This is a genomic window from Pseudarthrobacter sp. MOO14, assembly GCF_058267675.1.
Genome location: NZ_CM177849.1, coordinates 2,717,668 through 2,733,659 on the forward strand (window position 1 = coordinate 2,717,668; position 15,992 = coordinate 2,733,659).

18 protein-coding genes are annotated in these 15,992 nt (G+C 67.9%); 7 read left to right on the forward strand and 11 right to left on the reverse strand.

From position 1 onward, the window contains the following. From dhaL to AC4EEV_RS12685, 3 genes are all read left to right on the forward strand, one after another. Positions 1-633: a dihydroxyacetone kinase subunit DhaL gene (gene dhaL, locus AC4EEV_RS12675; protein ID WP_491329111.1), complete on the forward strand. Its 633-nt coding sequence runs from the start codon at positions 1-3 to the stop codon at positions 631-633. Continuing rightward, entirely contained in the window at positions 630-1,322 is a 693-nt protein-coding gene (dhaM, locus tag AC4EEV_RS12680; protein WP_491329112.1) for a dihydroxyacetone kinase phosphoryl donor subunit DhaM, read from the forward strand. The genes dhaL and dhaM overlap by 4 nt, the downstream gene beginning before the upstream one ends. Before the next feature lie 69 nt (positions 1,323-1,391). Then, entirely contained in the window at positions 1,392-1,565 is a 174-nt protein-coding gene (locus AC4EEV_RS12685) for a hypothetical protein (RefSeq protein ID WP_018763181.1), read from the forward strand. Positions 1,566-1,572: 7 nt separating this feature from the next. Here the strand turns inward: AC4EEV_RS12685 and AC4EEV_RS12690 are convergent, their stop codons facing one another. The 3 genes from AC4EEV_RS12690 to AC4EEV_RS12700 all read right to left on the reverse strand — a co-directional run bounded on the left by AC4EEV_RS12690 (position 1,573) and on the right by AC4EEV_RS12700 (position 3,571). Then, entirely contained in the window at positions 1,573-2,055 is a 483-nt protein-coding gene (locus AC4EEV_RS12690; RefSeq protein ID WP_018763182.1) for a hypothetical protein, read from the reverse strand. A 79-nt stretch (positions 2,056-2,134) separates the two neighbouring features. Beyond that, the gene (locus AC4EEV_RS12695; protein WP_018763183.1) at positions 2,135-2,566 is read right to left on the reverse strand and encodes a DUF3592 domain-containing protein; all 432 of its coding nucleotides are present in this window, start codon (positions 2,564-2,566) and stop codon (positions 2,135-2,137) included. Between the two features lie 60 nt (positions 2,567-2,626). Next, a complete protein-coding gene (locus AC4EEV_RS12700; protein ID WP_491329113.1) occupies positions 2,627-3,571 on the reverse strand; it encodes an HhH-GPD family protein in 945 nt (314 codons plus the stop codon). A 148-nt stretch (positions 3,572-3,719) separates the two neighbouring features. Between AC4EEV_RS12700 and AC4EEV_RS12705 the strand changes: the two genes are divergently transcribed. Then, a complete protein-coding gene (locus AC4EEV_RS12705; RefSeq protein ID WP_491329114.1) occupies positions 3,720-4,403 on the forward strand; it encodes a hypothetical protein in 684 nt (227 codons plus the stop codon). Positions 4,404-4,457: 54 nt separating this feature from the next. Here the strand turns inward: AC4EEV_RS12705 and disA are convergent, their stop codons facing one another. The 3 genes from disA to AC4EEV_RS12720 form a co-directional block, all read right to left on the reverse strand. Then, positions 4,458-5,534, reverse strand: a complete 1,077-nt coding sequence (gene disA, locus AC4EEV_RS12710; RefSeq protein ID WP_018763186.1) for a DNA integrity scanning diadenylate cyclase DisA — start codon at positions 5,532-5,534, stop codon at positions 4,458-4,460. A 244-nt stretch (positions 5,535-5,778) separates the two neighbouring features. Then, positions 5,779-6,282, reverse strand: a complete 504-nt coding sequence (locus AC4EEV_RS12715; RefSeq protein WP_018763187.1) for a 2'-5' RNA ligase family protein — start codon at positions 6,280-6,282, stop codon at positions 5,779-5,781. 40 nt (positions 6,283-6,322) lie between these two features. Then, positions 6,323-6,565: a hypothetical protein gene (locus tag AC4EEV_RS12720; RefSeq protein WP_491329115.1), complete on the reverse strand. Its 243-nt coding sequence runs from the start codon at positions 6,563-6,565 to the stop codon at positions 6,323-6,325. 195 nt (positions 6,566-6,760) lie between these two features. On the opposite strand from AC4EEV_RS12720, the gene AC4EEV_RS12725 reads away from it, so the two are divergent. Both AC4EEV_RS12725 and AC4EEV_RS12730 read left to right on the forward strand, forming a co-directional pair. After that, positions 6,761-8,374 carry a peptide chain release factor 3 gene (locus AC4EEV_RS12725; protein ID WP_018763189.1) on the forward strand — a complete coding sequence of 538 codons (1,614 nt, stop codon included), beginning with the start codon at positions 6,761-6,763 and terminating at the stop codon, positions 8,372-8,374. A 10-nt stretch (positions 8,375-8,384) separates the two neighbouring features. Next, on the forward strand, positions 8,385-9,620 hold the full coding sequence (locus AC4EEV_RS12730) for a beta-ketoacyl-[acyl-carrier-protein] synthase family protein (RefSeq protein ID WP_018763190.1): 1,236 nt from the start codon (positions 8,385-8,387) through the stop codon (positions 9,618-9,620). A gap of 1 nt (position 9,621) precedes the next feature. Here AC4EEV_RS12730 and AC4EEV_RS12735 read toward each other — a convergent pair whose 3' ends face one another. From AC4EEV_RS12735 to AC4EEV_RS12750, 4 genes are all read right to left on the reverse strand, one after another. Then, positions 9,622-11,235, reverse strand: a complete 1,614-nt coding sequence (locus AC4EEV_RS12735; protein WP_018763191.1) for an aldehyde dehydrogenase (NADP(+)) — start codon at positions 11,233-11,235, stop codon at positions 9,622-9,624. Positions 11,236-11,272: 37 nt separating this feature from the next. Continuing rightward, on the reverse strand, positions 11,273-12,187 hold the full coding sequence (gene kdgD / locus AC4EEV_RS12740) for a 5-dehydro-4-deoxyglucarate dehydratase (RefSeq protein WP_491329116.1): 915 nt from the start codon (positions 12,185-12,187) through the stop codon (positions 11,273-11,275). A 161-nt stretch (positions 12,188-12,348) separates the two neighbouring features. After that, a complete protein-coding gene (locus AC4EEV_RS12745; RefSeq protein WP_285318707.1) occupies positions 12,349-13,233 on the reverse strand; it encodes a LysR family transcriptional regulator in 885 nt (294 codons plus the stop codon). Between the two features lie 103 nt (positions 13,234-13,336). Continuing rightward, on the reverse strand, positions 13,337-13,825 hold the full coding sequence (locus AC4EEV_RS12750) for an NUDIX hydrolase (protein ID WP_285318705.1): 489 nt from the start codon (positions 13,823-13,825) through the stop codon (positions 13,337-13,339). Between the two features lie 116 nt (positions 13,826-13,941). On the opposite strand from AC4EEV_RS12750, the gene AC4EEV_RS12755 reads away from it, so the two are divergent. Next, the gene (locus AC4EEV_RS12755; protein ID WP_285318703.1) at positions 13,942-14,181 is read left to right on the forward strand and encodes a hypothetical protein; all 240 of its coding nucleotides are present in this window, start codon (positions 13,942-13,944) and stop codon (positions 14,179-14,181) included. Positions 14,182-14,198: 17 nt separating this feature from the next. On the opposite strand, the gene AC4EEV_RS12760 is transcribed toward AC4EEV_RS12755, so the two are convergent. Continuing rightward, entirely contained in the window at positions 14,199-15,887 is a 1,689-nt protein-coding gene (locus AC4EEV_RS12760; RefSeq protein WP_285318701.1) for a sensor histidine kinase, read from the reverse strand. Between the last annotated feature and the right edge of the window lie 105 nt (positions 15,888-15,992).

Genomic DNA, 15,992 nt, shown 5'->3' on the forward strand with positions numbered 1-15,992 from the left:
ATGGGGCTGGACGCGAACTGGGCCGTGAAATGGCTGACCCTCTGCGCGCAGGCCATGGCCGAGCACCGGGTGGAACTGATCGAACTGGACCGGGCCATCGGGGACTCGGACCACGGCGAGAACATGGACCGCGGCTTCCAGGCGGTCCTGGCCAAGCTCGGCGAATCCACGCCGGAGACACCCGGCGCGGCCTTGAAGATGACGGCAATGACCCTGATGTCCAAGGTTGGCGGTGCTGCCGGCCCGCTCTACGGTACCGCTTTCCTGCGCGCGGCCACGGCGGTGGGCGATGCTGCCGAGATCGATCCCTCCGCCTGGGCCGATGCACTGGCAGCCGCCCGGGACGGGATCGTGGCGCGCGGGAAGGCGGAGCCCGGGGACAAGACGATGGTGGACGCGTGGACACCCGCGGTTGACGCTGCGCGGGCGGCTGCGGACGGCGGCAGCGCAGGCCTCCTTGGCGTCCTCGTGGCGGCAGCGGAAGCTGCCGATGCCGGTGCCGTTGCCACGGATCCGCTCATTGCCCGCAAGGGCCGAGCCAGCTACCTCGGCGAACGCAGTGCCGGGCACCGGGATCCCGGCGCTGTTTCCAGCGCCTTGATCCTGCGTGCGGCAGTCGGGGCTGCCGCGTGACCGTGAGCATCGTGGTGGTGTCCCACAGCGCAAAGATTGCCGACGGCGCCACGGAACTTGCCGCCCAGATGGCACCTGGTGTGGTGCTCCTGGCCGCCGGAGGCACCGACGACGGCAGGATCGGCACCAGCCTGGAAAAGGTCCTCGCCGCCCTGGAGCAGGCCGGCGGGGACGGGACCGTGGTCCTCACGGACCTGGGGTCGGCCGTGATGACCGCCGAATCGGCACTCGAGTTCCTGGGAGATCCCGAAGGCGTCCTGCTCGCAGATGCGCCCCTGGTGGAGGGCCTGGTGGCCGCGGCGGTGGCCGCGCAGGGCGGGGCTGACGCGCAGGCAGTCAAGCGTGCTGCGGAGGCGGCGTTGGGCCCGGCCCGCCAGCCGGCGCCGGATTCCGGCCAGGCTGCCGATGAGGGCCCGGGCGCCGGCGCACCACCGGACTGCACCGGTGACTTCGAGCTGGTAAACCAGGCCGGCATGCACGCCCGGCCGGCGGCGAAAATGGCCGGCGGCCTGTCCTCCCTCGATGCGGAAGTGACCATCAACGGGGTGGACGGCGCCTCCATGACGGGCCTGATGACCCTGGGCGCAGGCAAGGGTTCGGTCCTGCACGTGGAGGCCTGGGGCGCGGATGCCGAACGGGCCGTGAGCTACGTGGGCGCCTTGGTGCAGTCCGGCTTCGGTGAACCGTGACGTTCCAATCCGTGGCTTCGCGGTGTGTTCCGGAGGCCTGCGCGCTTTCCTGGGAATAAGCTCGATGCCATGGAACGGCCGCCTGCAGAGAACCCACCGGATATTGAAGTGCTGGACGGCCAGATATCCGTGGAGGAGCTGCTCGCGGAACTCGGGTTCGAATGGACCGCTGAGCCGGTGGACGGCGGTGTGGTGCCCGGAACGTCGGGAGGCGAACCTTTCAGCCAGCCGGCGCTCTTCTAGCCCCGGCTCAGGTCCGCGGGTGCAGCCCCGAGCTGTCCAGCGTGACGGATGCTGACACGACCTTGCCGCATTCCTTACCGAAGGGATACGCCGCCTGCGGGTGGAATTCCAGGGTCCGCACGGGCAGGGCGGAGCCGTCTGTGGCGGCGCCGGAGGCCGTGATGGCCATGGGTGATTCGGTCAGGGTTTCCAGCATGAGCATCCCCACCGCGGTTCCGTCGGGCGAGGCCGTGGCGGAACAGATCCCACCAGCGCAGCCTTGGTCAACGGATGCGCTGCCGGGGCGCAGTTCAAGGTCCCCCTCCTTGCACGAACCGTCCTGGCAGGCGCGAAGATGCAGCTTGCCGACCCGCGGAGCGTAGTCGGCGCTGACTGTGACGGAGACGGCGGTGGCCTGCGCGATGGCGGGGCACGCGCTGGGGGTGGATCCGCACGCCGGCAGGGACACCGCGGCGGTGATCAAAACCAACAGGAGTCCGGGCCTGCCCATACTTTCAGGCTACGTCCCGGGCGGGACTACAGGGCGGTTCGTCCCGCATTAGCGGCAACATCGTTACCCGCCTCCGCGGTCACCCGAACGGGAAGATTCCAATGAACCAGAACAGGGCGATGGCGAAGACCGCGAAGAACAGGATCAGGCAGCCGAGGGCGGCACGTGACGATGAGGAAACCTGGAACGACTCGTTGGGATTCGCCGGGTTGTACGCCACCTCCACGAGGGATCCCGGGACGGGCTGCTCGGCAAGGGAGACCTCGGACTTGCCCATGAAGAGGGTGCCCTGCGGATCCGTGAACTGGTAGGTGGGGTAGTGGCGGAGGTTCCGGTTGGAGCCGCCCACGCCACTGGTCCAGCCGGTGGTGCTGCCGGTTACTGTGGCCTGCGTCTTGGGCCAGGCCGCCGTCCGTTGGTCCTGCTGCCTGGTTTTGCGCACGGAACGCACCAGCGCGACGATGGCGGCGGCAACGAACAGTGCCCACACGATGTACAGAATGATCTTCATGGCTTCCCCCGGTTCCGGTCACCAAGAAGTATGCCATCCCCGTCCCGCACCCCGGGCGGCTCAGGCCGGGAGCCGGTAGCCGCCGTCGTGCATTTCTGCCAGGCCGTCCGCGAGCAGCCCGGCAAGCGCCCGTTCCAGCTGTTCGGGCGCGGAGTTGAGCCGGTGCAGGGCGGCCAGCGGCACGCCGACGCCTTCCGGGGCGAAGCCGAGGTCGGCGGGTTCGCGCTGGAACATCTCCGGCGGCACGGGCGCATCGGCCAGCCGCAGGACGGCCAGGACGGCGCCGCGGACCTGCCGGTCTGTGCCGTGCCAGGCCTGGCCTTTGGGCACGTACGACGGCGGCGGCTCGCCCGCCGCGAGCCAGGCACAGGAGTCCTTCACCGGGCACGCGGCACACTTGGGTGCCCGGGCCGTGCACACCAGCGCTCCCAGCTCCATGACCGCAGCGTTCCAGCGCACGGAGGTGTCGTCGTCGTCCGGCAGCAGTGCCGCGGCCAGGCGCATCTCCGCCGCGGTCAGCGCGGGGCCGGGAAGGGCGACGCCGGAGATCAGCCGGGCGTGCACCCGGCGGATGTTGGTATCCACCACCGTTTCCCGGCGGCCGTACGCGAAGGCGGCCACCGCCGCAGCCGTATAGCTGCCCACCCCGGGAAGTGCCAACAGGGCCGCGTACGTGTCCGGGACCTTGCCGCCATGGTCCTGCACAATGGCCGTGGCCGCGGCGTGCAGCCGGAGTGCCCGCCTGGGGTAGCCCAGCCGGCCCCAGGACCGCACGGCTTCGCCCGCGGGTTCGCCGGCCAGGCCGGCCGGGGTGGGCCAGCGCTTGAGCCATTCGTGCCAGACGGGAAGCACCCGCACCACGGGGGTCTGCTGCAGCATGATCTCGCTGACCAGTACGCCCCAGGGGGAGCAGTCAGGCTCCCGCCAGGGGAGGTCGCGGGCGATGCCGGCGAACCAGCCGTTGATCCGGTGATGGAGCCGCTGCAGGCGGTCCGGGCCGGGCACGGCCGGGGTGGTGGAGATGGTTTGAGTGTCGATTCCAACACTGTAGTTGATCGTTTCCGGCCCGCTGAAAACCGGTTGTGACCAGAGCGATGGCGGCCCGGCGGCGTGGTGGCGGTGCAGAACCAGAGGCGTTCCCTAGCCTAGGAGGATGGGCAGGCAAGGCAATTCATCAGCACGCGGCACGGCATCCGGTTCCAGCAGCGTCCGGAAGCCGAGCCCGGCCGTGTACCGTCGCCGCCGGCTGGCAGCCGGCGGTGCCCTGCTCCTGGTGATTGCCCTGGTGCTGGGCGGCCTCGCCCTGGCGGGGGCCTTCAAGGGCGGCTCGCAGCAGGCCTCCTCGACCCAACCTTCCACCGCTGATCCGGCGGCTTCCCCGACGCCGTCCGCCACGGCGTCCGCGACGCCCTCCGCAACGCCGTCGCCTACTGCCGCAGCCACACCCACGTGCAACCAGAACCTGGTGACCGTGACGGCGTCCACGGACAAGGCCGCCTATGGTCCCGGCGAAAACCCGATGCTCACGCTGAAGGTCACCAACGGCGGAACCGTGCCCTGCGAGGTCAATATCGGAACCTCGCAAATGGAGTTCCTGGTCACCAGCGGCTCGGACCGGATCTTCTCCTCCAAGGACTGCCAGGCGTCAAGCGAGGACCTGGAGAAGGTCATTGCCCCCGGCGCCAGCGAAACCGCCAACTTCCCTTGGGGCCGGAACCGCAGCGCCGATGGCTGCAAGCCCGTCTCGGCAGCACCCGGCGGTGGCGGGGCGTACTACATCTTCACCGCGAAACTGGGCTCGCGGGCCAGCCCTAAGGCCGTGTTCCAGCTGAACTGAGCCCACCGGGAAACCTCCGGGAGGTTTCCCGGTGCGCGGGAGCTCGATTCGTGTTTAGAGGAAGCGGTCCAGGAGGCTTGCTTCGGCCATCCGGCTCAGTCCTTCGCGGACCGTGCGGGCGCGCTGGTCGCCGATGCCGTCCACGGTCATCAGGTCATCGATGGTGGCGGCCATCAGGAACTGCAGGCCACCGAAATGGTCCACCAGGCGGTCCGCCACGGCCTTGGGAACTGCCTTCAGGCCGGACAGCAGCCGGTAGCCGCGCGGCTGCACGACGGCATCGAGATTGGCCTCGCCGCCGGCGAATCCCACGATCGCCGAAATCTTGCCCAGGTCGATCAATTCCGTTGGCCCCAGGTTCACCAGTTCACTGACGGCCTTCTCGATGTCCTCCGCGGAGGCGTTGGGGCTGGCGTAGTCGCGGATGATCACGTCGCTGCCGGGGCCCCGGCCCACCGTGAGTTCGTCGAGCTGGAGGGACAGAAGCCGGCCGTCCTCGCCGAGTTCCAGGACATACTGGGAGATTTCCTCGGAGATGCGGCGGACCATTTCCTGCCGCTGCAAGGTCACGGCCACGTCCCGCACCGTCACCATCGCCTCGATTTCCAGGGCCGAAAGGGAGCTGGTGACTTGGTCCAGCCGGGCGCGGTAGCGCTCAAGGGTGGCAAGGGCCTGGTTGGCGCGGGCCAGGACGTTTTCGGAGCCTTCCAGGACGTGCCGGAGGCCATTGACGTAGAGGGCGATGATCTGCATGGACTGGCTCACGGAGATTACCGGGACGCCGGTCTGTTTGGCCACCCGCTCGGCCGTGCGGTGGCGGGTTCCGGATTCCTGTGTCTCGATGCTTGAGTCCGGGACCAGCTGGACGGCGGCCCGCAGGATGTTGCCGGCGTCCTTGTCGCAGATGATGGCGCCGTCCATCTTGGCCAGCTCCCGCAGCCGGGTGGGCGAGAACTCGATCCCGATATCGAAACCGCCGGAGCAGATGGAGTCGATGGTCCGGTCGGAGCCCAGGACGATCAGCGCACCGGTACGCCCGCGGAGGATGCGTTCCAGGCCGTCGCGGAGGGGCGTTCCGGGGGCTACCCTGCCCAGAGTGGCCCGCAGCGATTCTTCGGGGCTCCGCGCCATGGTGTTTCCCTTCAAAGGTGCGGACCGCCGGCCGCGGGAATGCCGGCATCCGCAGTTGGCCGGCAGGATCAAAAAGTGCGCTGATTCCCGCAAGCTCAATGATAGGGGTAAGAAACGCCACTTCCGCACGGGCAAGCCCCAAAGTGCCTCATTGGGGGGTGCTTGGAACAGGAGGGAAAGTGGGCGCTGCGGCCGGTCCCGGGAGGGCACTTTGCCCTGCGTTGGCCCGGGCTCCGGGCCCTGTTCAGGAGGACCCGTTGGCCAGGGGCGTCACGGTCCTGGTGCTCCCGTCCCAAAGCCTGGCGCCGGTGCACCGGCCCTCGATGCGCAGGTCCAGCAGGTCCATCGCTGTTCCGAGTTGGGGCCCGGCGATGCGCCGGGCAATGGTGACGTGCGGCGTCCAGGCTCCGGGACGCGTCAGTGGAAGCGCCCCGGACACGTCCCGGTGCAGCGCGCGGTGCAGGTCCAAGAGGGCGGGATCCAGCAGGACCGAGCGGGCCAGGACGTACTTCCCCGTACCCGCAGGGAAAATGATTGCCCCGGAGAACGTCACGTCCAGGGGCAGCTGGTCCCAGGGTCCATCCGGACCGGCCTCCAGCTCTGCGCCTGCAGCCAGCGTGATGTGCGGGCTGTTGCTGGGGGAGGTGTGCGCCGCCAGGCTGGGGAGGCCGGCAGCCGCAAGCCGTGCCCAGTCGGCCCTGACCAGGGAATCGGTGGGGTCATCGAAGACCAGCTCGATGCTGCGCATGAACACATCATGCCGTTCCCGCGGCACGATGGTGGGAACGTCAGCGTTTACGTTCCCTGAGCATCCGCTCCAGGTCGCGGCTGACTTTGGAGAGGGAGGCTGCCCGGAGCGCCTTGTGTTCGGCGGCCGACTGGACACCGCGCTTCCGCGCCGCCCCGGGGTGCCTGGCGGGAGCCGGGTCGGCACTTCCGGCGGTGGCCAGGCCTGCGACGAGGTTGTTGCCGAGGTTTGTTGCCAGCGGATCGAAGAAAAGGTTGCCGGAGAAGGTGGGACCGTGCATCATCCGCCCAAGCTAGCCGGTACGCATTTCGTGGCCTTGAACGTCCGGTTTCGCACTCGTTAAGCGGAACGGCTCCCGTTTGCGGCCCTGCGATAAACTTGTACTTTGGCCGCTTGCCAATGACATTCCCCGCCCTTGAGTCGCAGCGCACTACCCGACAGGCCCCTGGGCAGCCACAACCGCAGCGAAAGTAGCACCGTGTCCCAAGATGTCCTGACCCCCGCCCGGATCTCCGAGATTCACAAGGAAGCGGGCCGCCGCAGGACCTTCGCCGTCATTTCCCACCCGGACGCCGGTAAGTCCACGCTCACCGAAGCGCTGGCCCTGCACGCAAAGGTGATCGGCACGGCCGGCGCCTCAAGCGGCAAGGCCAACCGCCGGGAAACGGTCTCGGACTGGATGCAGATGGAAAAGGACCGCGGTATCTCCATCAGCTCTGCGGCGCTGCAGTTCTCCTACCGGGACACCGTCATCAACCTGCTGGACACCCCCGGCCACGCCGACTTCTCCGAGGACACCTACCGGGTGCTCGCCGCCGTCGACTGTGCAGTGATGCTGGTGGACGCCGCCAAGGGCCTGGAAACCCAGACCATGAAGCTCTTCGAGGTCTGCAAGCAGCGCAACCTGCCCATCATCACCGTCATCAACAAGTGGGACCGCCCGGGCCTGGACGCCCTGGCCCTGATGGATGAAATCACCGAACGCACCGGCCTGCAGCCCATGCCGCTGACCTGGGCCGTGGGCATCTCGGGCGATTTCCGCGGCGTCTGGGACCTCCGCAACGACCGCTTTGCCCGGTTCCAGCGGAACAATGCCGGCGCCCAGATCGCCATCACGGAATACTTCACCCCGGAGGAAGCCGCCGAAAACCAGGGCAGCAACTGGTCCGACGCCGTGGATGAGGCCGGACTGGTCATCGAGTCCAACCTTGAGTTCGACGTCGATGCCTTCCACGCCGGCAAGGCCACCCCCATCCTGTTCAGTTCGGCCGCACTCAACTTCGGTGTCAAGGAACTGCTGGACGCCCTGGTGGATTTCGCTCCGCCCGCAGCTCCCCGGCCGGACATCGACGGCAACCCCCGAGCGGTGGAAGCGCCGTTCTCCGGCTTCGTGTTCAAGGTCCAGGCCGGCATGAACAAGGCGCACCGGGACCACGTGGCCTTTATCCGCGTCTGCTCCGGCGTCTTTGAGCGCGGGATGGTGGTCACCCAGACCCGCACCGGAAAATCATTCGCCACCAAGTACGCACAGCAGGTTTTCGGCCGCGAACGCGAGGTCATCGACGAGGCCTACCCCGGCGATGTGGTTGGCTTGGTCAACGCTTCCTCGCTGCGGGTGGGAGACAGCCTGTTCCTTGACGAAGCAGTGGAATACCCGGCCATCCCGCTGTTCGCCCCGGAACACTTCCAGGTGGCACGGTCCAAGGACCCCAGCAAGTTCAAGCAGTTCCGCCGCGGCATCGAACAGCTCGAGCATGAGGGCGTCATCCAGCTCCTCCGCTCCGACCTCCGCGGCGACCAGGCACCGGTGCTCGCCGCCGTCGGACCCATGCAGTTCGAGGTGGTGGAGGACCGCATGGCGCACGACTTCAGCGCTCCCATGCGCCTGGAGCGCCTGCCGTACTCCCTGGCCCGGATTTCGACGGCGGACGCCATGCCTGCCCTGGCCAACGTTCCGGGCGCGGAGGTGCTCCTGCGGTCCGACGGCGAATACCTCGCATTGTTCAATGACGTTTGGGCGCTGCGGCGGATCGAGAAGAACCATCCGGACCTGACGCTGCTGCCCATCGGCACGCACAACCCGGCGAAGTAGGGCGGCTCCGATGCCTGACATGCCTGTCCAACCACGCGTCCTGGTCACCGGCGCCGGAACCATCAACCCGCTCGGTTCCACCGTGAAGGAAACCTGGGAGGCGCTGCTGGACGGGCGCTCAGGGATTGCGGAGCTGACCCAGGACTGGGCGGAGCAGTTGCCGGTCAAGATCGCCGGGCAGGTCACGGCGGACCTTTCGGAGCACCTGGGCACCCGTGAAATGAAACGGATGGACCGCTGCGGCCAGCTGGCCCTGGTCGCGGCGCGGGAAGCCTGGACCCAAGCGGGCACCCCGGACGTGGACCCGGAGCGGTTCGCCGTGGTGATCGGCTCCGCCTACGGCGGCCTTGGCTCCACCCTGGAGCAGGACCGCGCGCTGGGACGCTCCGGCCCGCGCAAGGTGTCCCCGCACACCCTCACCCGCCTCATGGTCAACGGCCCCGCCGCGTGGGTGTCCATCGACCTTGGTGCCCGTGGCGGCGCCCGGACGCCCGTGAGCGCCTGCGCGTCAGGGGCTGAGGCGATTGTGCAGGCTGCCGAAATGATCCGCTCGGGTGCCGCCGACGTCGTGATTGCCGGCGGGGTGGACGCCTCGGTGAACGATCTGGTGATCAGCGGCTTTTCGCAGATCCGTGCCCTGTCCACGCGCACCGGCGATCCGCAGCGCGCCTCCCGCCCGTTCGACGGCGGCAGGGACGGTTTTGTGCTTGCAGAAGGCGCCGCAGTGGTGGTGCTGGAAAGTGAGGCACACGCACGTGCGCGCGGTGCCGCCGTGCTGGGTGCCGTGGCCGGCGGGGCCGTGACCTCCGACGCCAACGACATCGTGGCCGCGGACCCCGCCATGCAGCGCCGGGTCATGCAGAAGGCGCTTGACTCGGCCGGGATGCAGCCGGCGGACATCGGGTTCATCCATGCGCATGCCACCTCCACTCCCGTTGGTGACCGGCTGGAAGGCCAGGCCATCAACGCCGTCTTCGGCGCCGACGTGCCGGTCACCTCCACCAAGGGGCACACCGGCCACCTGCTGGGCGGTGCCGGGTCCCTGGCCGCCGTCGTGGTCCTCGAAGCCCTGCGGACCGGCCAGGTGCCGGGAACGCTTAACGTGGAGGAACAGGACCCCGACGTGGACCTCAACGTCATCACCGAAGGCACCCACCGCCTTCCGCCGGGATTTGCCCCGGCAGGGCTGGTGAATGCCTTCGGTTTTGGCGGCCACAGCGTGGCCTTGGTGATAACGGGCGCGTAAGTTACGCGCCCAGCGCGGCTTCCGCTTCGGCGGGGGCGACCTCGCCGTCGATCCGCCGGTTCAGGTGCCAGGGGTTGGCGTCCTGCAACGCCTCGGGGAGCAGTTCCTGGGGCAGGTCCTGGTAGGCCACCGGGCGCAGGAAGCGGTTGATGGCCAGCGTTCCCACCGACGTGGTGCGGGTGTCCGACGTGGCCGGGAAGGGGCCGCCGTGGACCATGGCGTGGCCAACTTCCACCCCGGTGGGCCAGCCGTTGACGATGATGCGTCCCACTTTTTGTTCGAGGACGGGGATCAGCCGTGCCGCCGTCGGGTAGTCCGGTTCGGTGAGCTGCAGGGATGCGGTGAGCTGGCCCTCTATCCGGGAGGCAGCCTGCAGCAGGTCTTCGATGCTCTTGTAGCGGATCACCAGGGACGCCGCACCGAAGATTTCCTGGTGCAGGATGGGGTTGCCGGTGAACTGGTCCACGCCGGTGCCGTAGATGGCCGGTGCCGGGGCGTTGTCGGTGGTGCCGGGAGAGCCCTGGCCAATCAGTTCGACGCCGGCGGCCGAGCTGAGCGCTTCGGTTCCGGTGTTCCAGGACGCGGCGATGCCTTCGGTGAGCATGGTCTGGCCGGTGCTGGCGGCGATGGCGCGTCCGACGGCGGCGGCGAGTTTGTCTCCCGGCTCTCCTGCGGGGGCGAACAGCAGGCCGGGGGAGGTGCAAAGCTGGCCTGAGCTGCCCGTGACGGAGGCGACGTATTGCCGGGCCAGGGCGTCGATGCTTTCGGGGCTGCCGGCGAGGGCGCCCTCGAAAACGAACACCGGGTTCAGGGAGGACATTTCCGCGTAGACCGGGATGGGTTCCGGGCGCGCGGCGGCGGTGCGCATCAGGGCGAGGCCGGCGGTCTGGGACCCGGTGAAGCCGACAGCCTTGATGGCGGGGTCGGCGACCAGTGCCTGGCCGATGCTGGAGCCGGGACCGTAGATCAGGGAGAAGACGCCGGGATGCAGTCCTGCTTCCTTGACGGCTTTGCTGACGGCCTGGCCCACGAGTTCGCTGGTGCCGGGGTGGGCGTTGTGGGCCTTGAAGACGACCGGGCAGCCTGCGGCGAGGGCCGAGGCAGTGTCTCCGCCCGCCGTCGAGAAGGCGAGCGGGAAGTTGCTGGCGCCGAACACGGCCACCGGGCCGAGCGGTATCTGGCGCTGGCGGATGTCTGCGCGGGGGAGCGGTGTGCGGTCGGGGAGGGCGGGGTCGATCCGGACGCCGCGGAAGTCGCCTTGGCGGACCACGCCGGCGAACAGGCGCAGCTGGCCGGTGGTGCGGGCCCGCTCACCGGTGAGCCGGGCTGCGGGCAGGCCGGTTTCCTGCCCGGCGCGGGTGATGAGTTCATCCCCGATGGCGTCGATGTTGTCCGCGATGGCTTCCAGGAACGCGGCGTGGGTTTCCGGGTCCAGGGCGCGAAAGGACGGGAACGCTTCGGCGGCTGCGGCCGTTGCGGCCTTGACCTGTTCCGCGGTGAGCAGGGAATAGGCCGGTTCCAGGGCCTTATTGGTGGCCGGATTGAAGCCGTTGGTGGTCTTGCCGTCGCCGGCAACCGTCCGGCCGGCGATGAGTGAATGTCCGGTGAGGTTCATGGGTTCCTCCTGTGGTGGGAGTGGTGCTGTTTGTCTCTCAGGAAACGGTGGCGATCAGGGCTTTGAGGTCCGCGAGGTCCTGCGGAGCCAGGTTCTGCAGCGGCGTGCGCACCGGCCCTGCCGACCGGCCGATGGCGTCCAGGCCGCCCTTCACGATGGACACCGAGTAGCCTTTCACACGGTCGCGGATGTCCAGGTAGGGGACCACGAACTCGTTGAGCTTCTTGTTGACGGCGGCGCGGTCGTTGTTGCGGACGTCCTGGTAGAAATCCAGCGCGAACTGCGGGACGAAGTTGTACATGGCGCTCGAGTAGGTGCTCATCCCCAGCTGCAGCAGGGGCAGGGCGAACGTTTCCGCGGTGGGCAGGCCGCCCAGGTAGAAGAGCCGGTCACCGAGCTTGGCGTAGACGCGGGCGTCATGTTCCAGGTCTCCGACGCCATCCTTGAACCCGATCAGGTTCTGGTGCCGTTCGGCCAGGGTCGCCACGGTGGTGTCCTTGTAGATGGCGTTGGCGCGGTTGTAGATGATGACGCCGAGCGAGGTTGCGCGGCAGACGGCACTGACGTGCCCGGCCAGCCCTTCCTGGTCTGCTTCGGTCAGGTAGGGCGGCAGCAGCAGGATGCCTTCTGCGCCGGCGGCTTCTGCCGCCTTGGCGTTTTCGATGGCTTGGGCGGTGGACCCGCCGGCCGATGCCAGCACGGGGACCCGGGCTCCCACTTCGTCGACGGCGGTGCGCACCACACGTTCCGATTCGGCCGGGGTGAGGGAGAAGCCTTCGCCGGTGCCGCCCGCAGCGAACAGGCCGGCTACCGGGAAGCTTGCCTGCCACGCCAGGTGCTTGCGGTAGTTCTCCTCGTCGAACGCCAAGTTTGCATCGAACGAGGTGACGGGAAAGGACAGCAGTCCTTCCTTGAGGGTGTCCGCCAGTTCCTGGGGTGTGTACCTTGCCATGGGGTCCTCCGGTGTGTTGCCGCGGGCGGCGGGTCTGGGTGGTTTTCTCCAGCCTAGGGACCGTCATTGATGCCTGTCCAAGTGCTTTTTTGGATGCTTTGATACCTTTGAGGCATAGATGAATGAATCCGCGTGCCTTGTGCCGGACCCGGGAAGCGCAGTTATTCCGTGGCGAATTCCAGGTCCCGGAGCAGGCGGGAGAGCGCGGGGTTGGTGATCCGCCGGTTCCACAGGGCGTGCAGTTCCACTGGCTCGCGGCTCCCGCCCGCCAGTGGCAGGAAGCCGACGCCGACTATGCCCAGCGTGGTGGCCGAGTGGGGAACGAAGGCCAGACCCCGCTTTGCGGCCACCAGCGAAACCATGGTGAGGATCTGGCTGACCGTATGCACCACGTTGGCGTGCCGGACGGGGAACATGCGGACGACAAGGTCGTAGAAATATCGGGCCTGGGTGGGGGAGTACATGATCAGTGGCTCGTCGTTGAGGTCGTCCGCGGTGACCGGCCGGTCCAGGAGTGCGAGCCGGTGACCTTCCGGTACGGCAAGCACCATGGATTCCCGGTAAAGCAGGCGCGAGTCAAAGGTGGCACGGTCGAAGGGTGGGCGGGCGAGGCCCAGGTCCAGTTCGCCGGTCAGCAGCCCCGCAAGTTGCTCGCCGGTGACCAGTTCCTGCAGCTCGATATCGACGTCGGGGATGATGCGTGACAGCTCGTCCAGCACGGGGCCAAGAATGCTGAAGCCGCTGGCTGCCGTGAAACCGATCCGCAGCACGCCCGAGCGTCCGGACGCGATCCGGCGGGCCGTTGCAGGTGCGCGTTCGGCCAGCGCCATGAGCCGTCGGGCCTCGTCCAGGAACGTCCGGCCGGCGGAGGTGAGCTCCACCTTGCGGTTGTCCCGCTCCAGCAGCTCGGCCCCGACGATCTTCTCCAGCTTTTGGATCTGCCGGCTCAGGGGAGGCTGCGTCATGTTCAGCCGCTCGGCAGCCCTGCCGAAGTGCAGCTCCTCCGCTACGGCGATGAAGCCGGCCAGTTGGTCGAACGTGAACATGATGCCCTCCGGGTATCAAAAGGTAACGACTTAGCTTAGCCGGGCATCGTAATGTCAGTGGCCGCCGTCAGGGCCGGGCCAAGGAACAGCTGCAAGCTCCTGCCTAAGCCGGTGAAAGGTCCTGGAGCAGCGCGTCCAGGGCGGGCAGCTGGCCCTTCACGAGTTTGAGCCGGGCCTCTTGCTCCGGGAACCACCGGGCGTCGTCGATCTCGGGGTAGTGCTGGATCTTTCCCGATCCCTTGGGCCATTCAAGGGGGAAGGTGTTGCTGCGGATGGCTTCCGGTGAAAACCCGGCCTCGGCTGCGAAGACGGTAATGATTTTTCCCGACGACTGCCGGAATTCACCCAACAGGCGGTATTCGGCGTCAGGGGCGGGGACGCCCATTTCCTCGGCGAATTCGCGCTGCGCCGCGGCCAGTGCATCCTCGCCGTCGGAGTACTCCCCTTTGGGGATGGACCAGGCATGGGCGTCCTTACTGCTCCAGAACGGGCCGCCCATGTGGGCGATCCACACCTGCAGCCCATCGCCGGGGCCGACCGCGTGGCCCTGAGGCCGCTGGTACAGCAGGATGCCTGCACTTCGAACCGGCATTTGGGTTCCTTCCCGGCTGTTGTTGACGACGCTCAATCGCCGTCCGCCGTTAACGTGGTATTCACGGCCCTGCTTTAGGTTATTCCTTCAGGCACTCTGCTCGAAGGGACCCGGTCATGGCCAATATTGCTGAGGTTTTGGGACGGCTCACGCCGGAGGAAGTTGCTGAACTCCGCAGCCTGGGTCCGCAGGGCCACCTGCCGCGGCACCTGGTGGAAGCGCTGGACCGTGCCGCCGGGGGAACGGGATCCGGCCGCGGCTACTACGTGGCAAACGGCAACGTCAGCTCAACCGGCGGGCCCCTTTTGGTGCTGCGCAGTGACGTCTCGAACTGGTTGACCGGCTCCGGTTCCTGATCGCCGCCCCGGGCGGCTCATGATTCCGGCAGGATGAAAGTGGCGCTGGTGCCCGCACCGGGTTCGCTGGCCAGGCTGATCGATCCGCCGTGGCCTTCCACGATGGTCTTGCTGACCGGCAATCCCAACCCTGCCCCCGGTATGGCGGTGGACCGCGAGCGCGCGGAGCGGAAGAACTTGGTAAATGCCTGCTCCTGCTCTTCTTCGCTCATGCCCACGCCGGTGTCCGTGATGGAACAAACCAGCCCGGCCTCGGTCCTGGCAGCGGTGGCGGTGATGAGCCCACCGTCCGGGGAGTATTTGACGGCGTTGGACAGCAGGTTGTGCAGGACCTGGCTGATCCTGGCCGGGTCTGCGCGCACGGGGAGCGGCTGTTCCACCTCGAGCTTCACCTGCAGGCCGTTCCCGGCCGCGCGGGGCAGTGCGGCGTCAACCGCGCGGCTCACCAGCTGGGCAAGGTCCGTCTCCTCCAGGGACAGCTCCACGCGTTCGGAGGCCACGGCAATGAGGTCGTTGACCAGGCCCATCAGGTGGTCAGCGTTGCGCCGGACCACCAGCAGTTCTGCCCGGATGTCGTCGTGGCCAGGCTCGTCGAGGACCAGTTCGAGGTAGCCGAGGATTGAGGTCAGGGGAGTCCGCAGCTCGTGCGAAACGGTGGCCACGAAGTCGTCCTTGGCAGCCAGGGCGCTGATCAGCTCGGTCACGTCCGCGAAGGTGATGACCCCACCGGCTTCCTGGCCGCCGGCAGCAGGAAAGCCATGTGAGCTCACTGAATAGGCGCGCTGGCCGTCCGCCGGTCCGGCCCAGTAGAGCTCGTCCATGAACACTTCCCCGACGGCGGCGCGCTCAGCAGGACGTGAACCGGCCGGAACAGGGGTGGTGCGGTCTGCCGCCAGCAACTGGGTATGTCCGCCGCCCACTGCAACAAGGCCGGCCAGCGCGGGATCGGACTGCAGGGTCTTGTTCGTCAGCACCGTGTTGCCGTTGCGGTCCACCACCCACACGCCTACGCCCACGGCGCCGAGCACTGCATCAAGCAGGTTCTGGCGCCGGACGCTTTCGTCCAGCGTCCGGCCAAGGTGATACTCGCTGTCCATCAGCTTGGTCCGGTGCCGGCGGATGGTGGTGGCCACCACGTGCGCGGTTACGGCCATAACGGACATGACCAGGGGCAGGATGAGGACACGGATCATCGAGCCGGCCACAGGCGGCGACCCCAGTGCTGCTGCCGGGACCACGGTGCTGAGGACGGTCCCGCCAATGGCGAGGGCGGGCATGTACGGCCGGACCTGGGCCGAGAGCCAAATGACGGGGAATACCAGCATCAGGCTCAGGACACTGAACGGCGGCCCGCCGGCCTCGCGGGTAAAGCCGATGGCGAGGCAGTCAAGAAGCGGGATGGCGGCGAATGCTCCGGACGGGAGCCGTCCCCACGGGACGGCGACGCACGCTGCGGCGATCGCCAGGTGGAACAGCAAAGCGTTCAGGAACCTGCTGTCCGTGAGGGTCCACGGGCTGAACACGGCGGCCGCCACCACCACCAGTGCCACGGTCAGGCTGACGGGCAGTTGGCTGGCCATCACCCGTTGCCGGGCGCTCAGCCCACCGAAGAGCCCGTCAAGCCGGTCCGACACCACTGGTTCGGGCAGCGCAATGCGCGCCAGGCCGGGCACATCGGTGGTGCCCTGCGGTTCCCGGATTACCACGCTGCCCCCAGCACAGAAATGTCATGCCTCCGTTTGCAAGAAGGTCCTGCAGCCACAGTACCCGGGTGAATGCAGGTTCTCACGGTGGGCGGCGGGTTTATTGGC

Coding starts and splice junctions, on each gene's coding strand:
- dhaL (WP_491329111.1), top strand. CDS start 1: ATGGGGCTGGACGCGAACTGGGCCGTGAAATGGCTGACCCTCTGCGCG.
- AC4EEV_RS12685 (WP_018763181.1), top strand. CDS start 1,392: ATGGAACGGCCGCCTGCAGAGAACCCACCGGATATTGAAGTGCTGGAC.
- AC4EEV_RS12690 (WP_018763182.1), bottom strand. CDS start 2,055: ATGGGCAGGCCCGGACTCCTGTTGGTTTTGATCACCGCCGCGGTGTCC.
- AC4EEV_RS12695 (WP_018763183.1), bottom strand. CDS start 2,566: ATGAAGATCATTCTGTACATCGTGTGGGCACTGTTCGTTGCCGCCGCC.
- AC4EEV_RS12705 (WP_491329114.1), top strand. CDS start 3,720: ATGGGCAGGCAAGGCAATTCATCAGCACGCGGCACGGCATCCGGTTCC.
- disA (WP_018763186.1), bottom strand. CDS start 5,534: ATGGCGCGGAGCCCCGAAGAATCGCTGCGGGCCACTCTGGGCAGGGTA.
- AC4EEV_RS12715 (WP_018763187.1), bottom strand. CDS start 6,282: ATGCGCAGCATCGAGCTGGTCTTCGATGACCCCACCGATTCCCTGGTC.
- AC4EEV_RS12720 (WP_491329115.1), bottom strand. CDS start 6,565: ATGATGCACGGTCCCACCTTCTCCGGCAACCTTTTCTTCGATCCGCTG.
- AC4EEV_RS12730 (WP_018763190.1), top strand. CDS start 8,385: ATGCCTGACATGCCTGTCCAACCACGCGTCCTGGTCACCGGCGCCGGA.
- AC4EEV_RS12735 (WP_018763191.1), bottom strand. CDS start 11,235: ATGAACCTCACCGGACATTCACTCATCGCCGGCCGGACGGTTGCCGGC.
- kdgD (WP_491329116.1), bottom strand. CDS start 12,187: ATGGCAAGGTACACACCCCAGGAACTGGCGGACACCCTCAAGGAAGGA.
- AC4EEV_RS12745 (WP_285318707.1), bottom strand. CDS start 13,233: ATGTTCACGTTCGACCAACTGGCCGGCTTCATCGCCGTAGCGGAGGAG.
- AC4EEV_RS12750 (WP_285318705.1), bottom strand. CDS start 13,825: ATGCCGGTTCGAAGTGCAGGCATCCTGCTGTACCAGCGGCCTCAGGGC.
- AC4EEV_RS12755 (WP_285318703.1), top strand. CDS start 13,942: ATGGCCAATATTGCTGAGGTTTTGGGACGGCTCACGCCGGAGGAAGTT.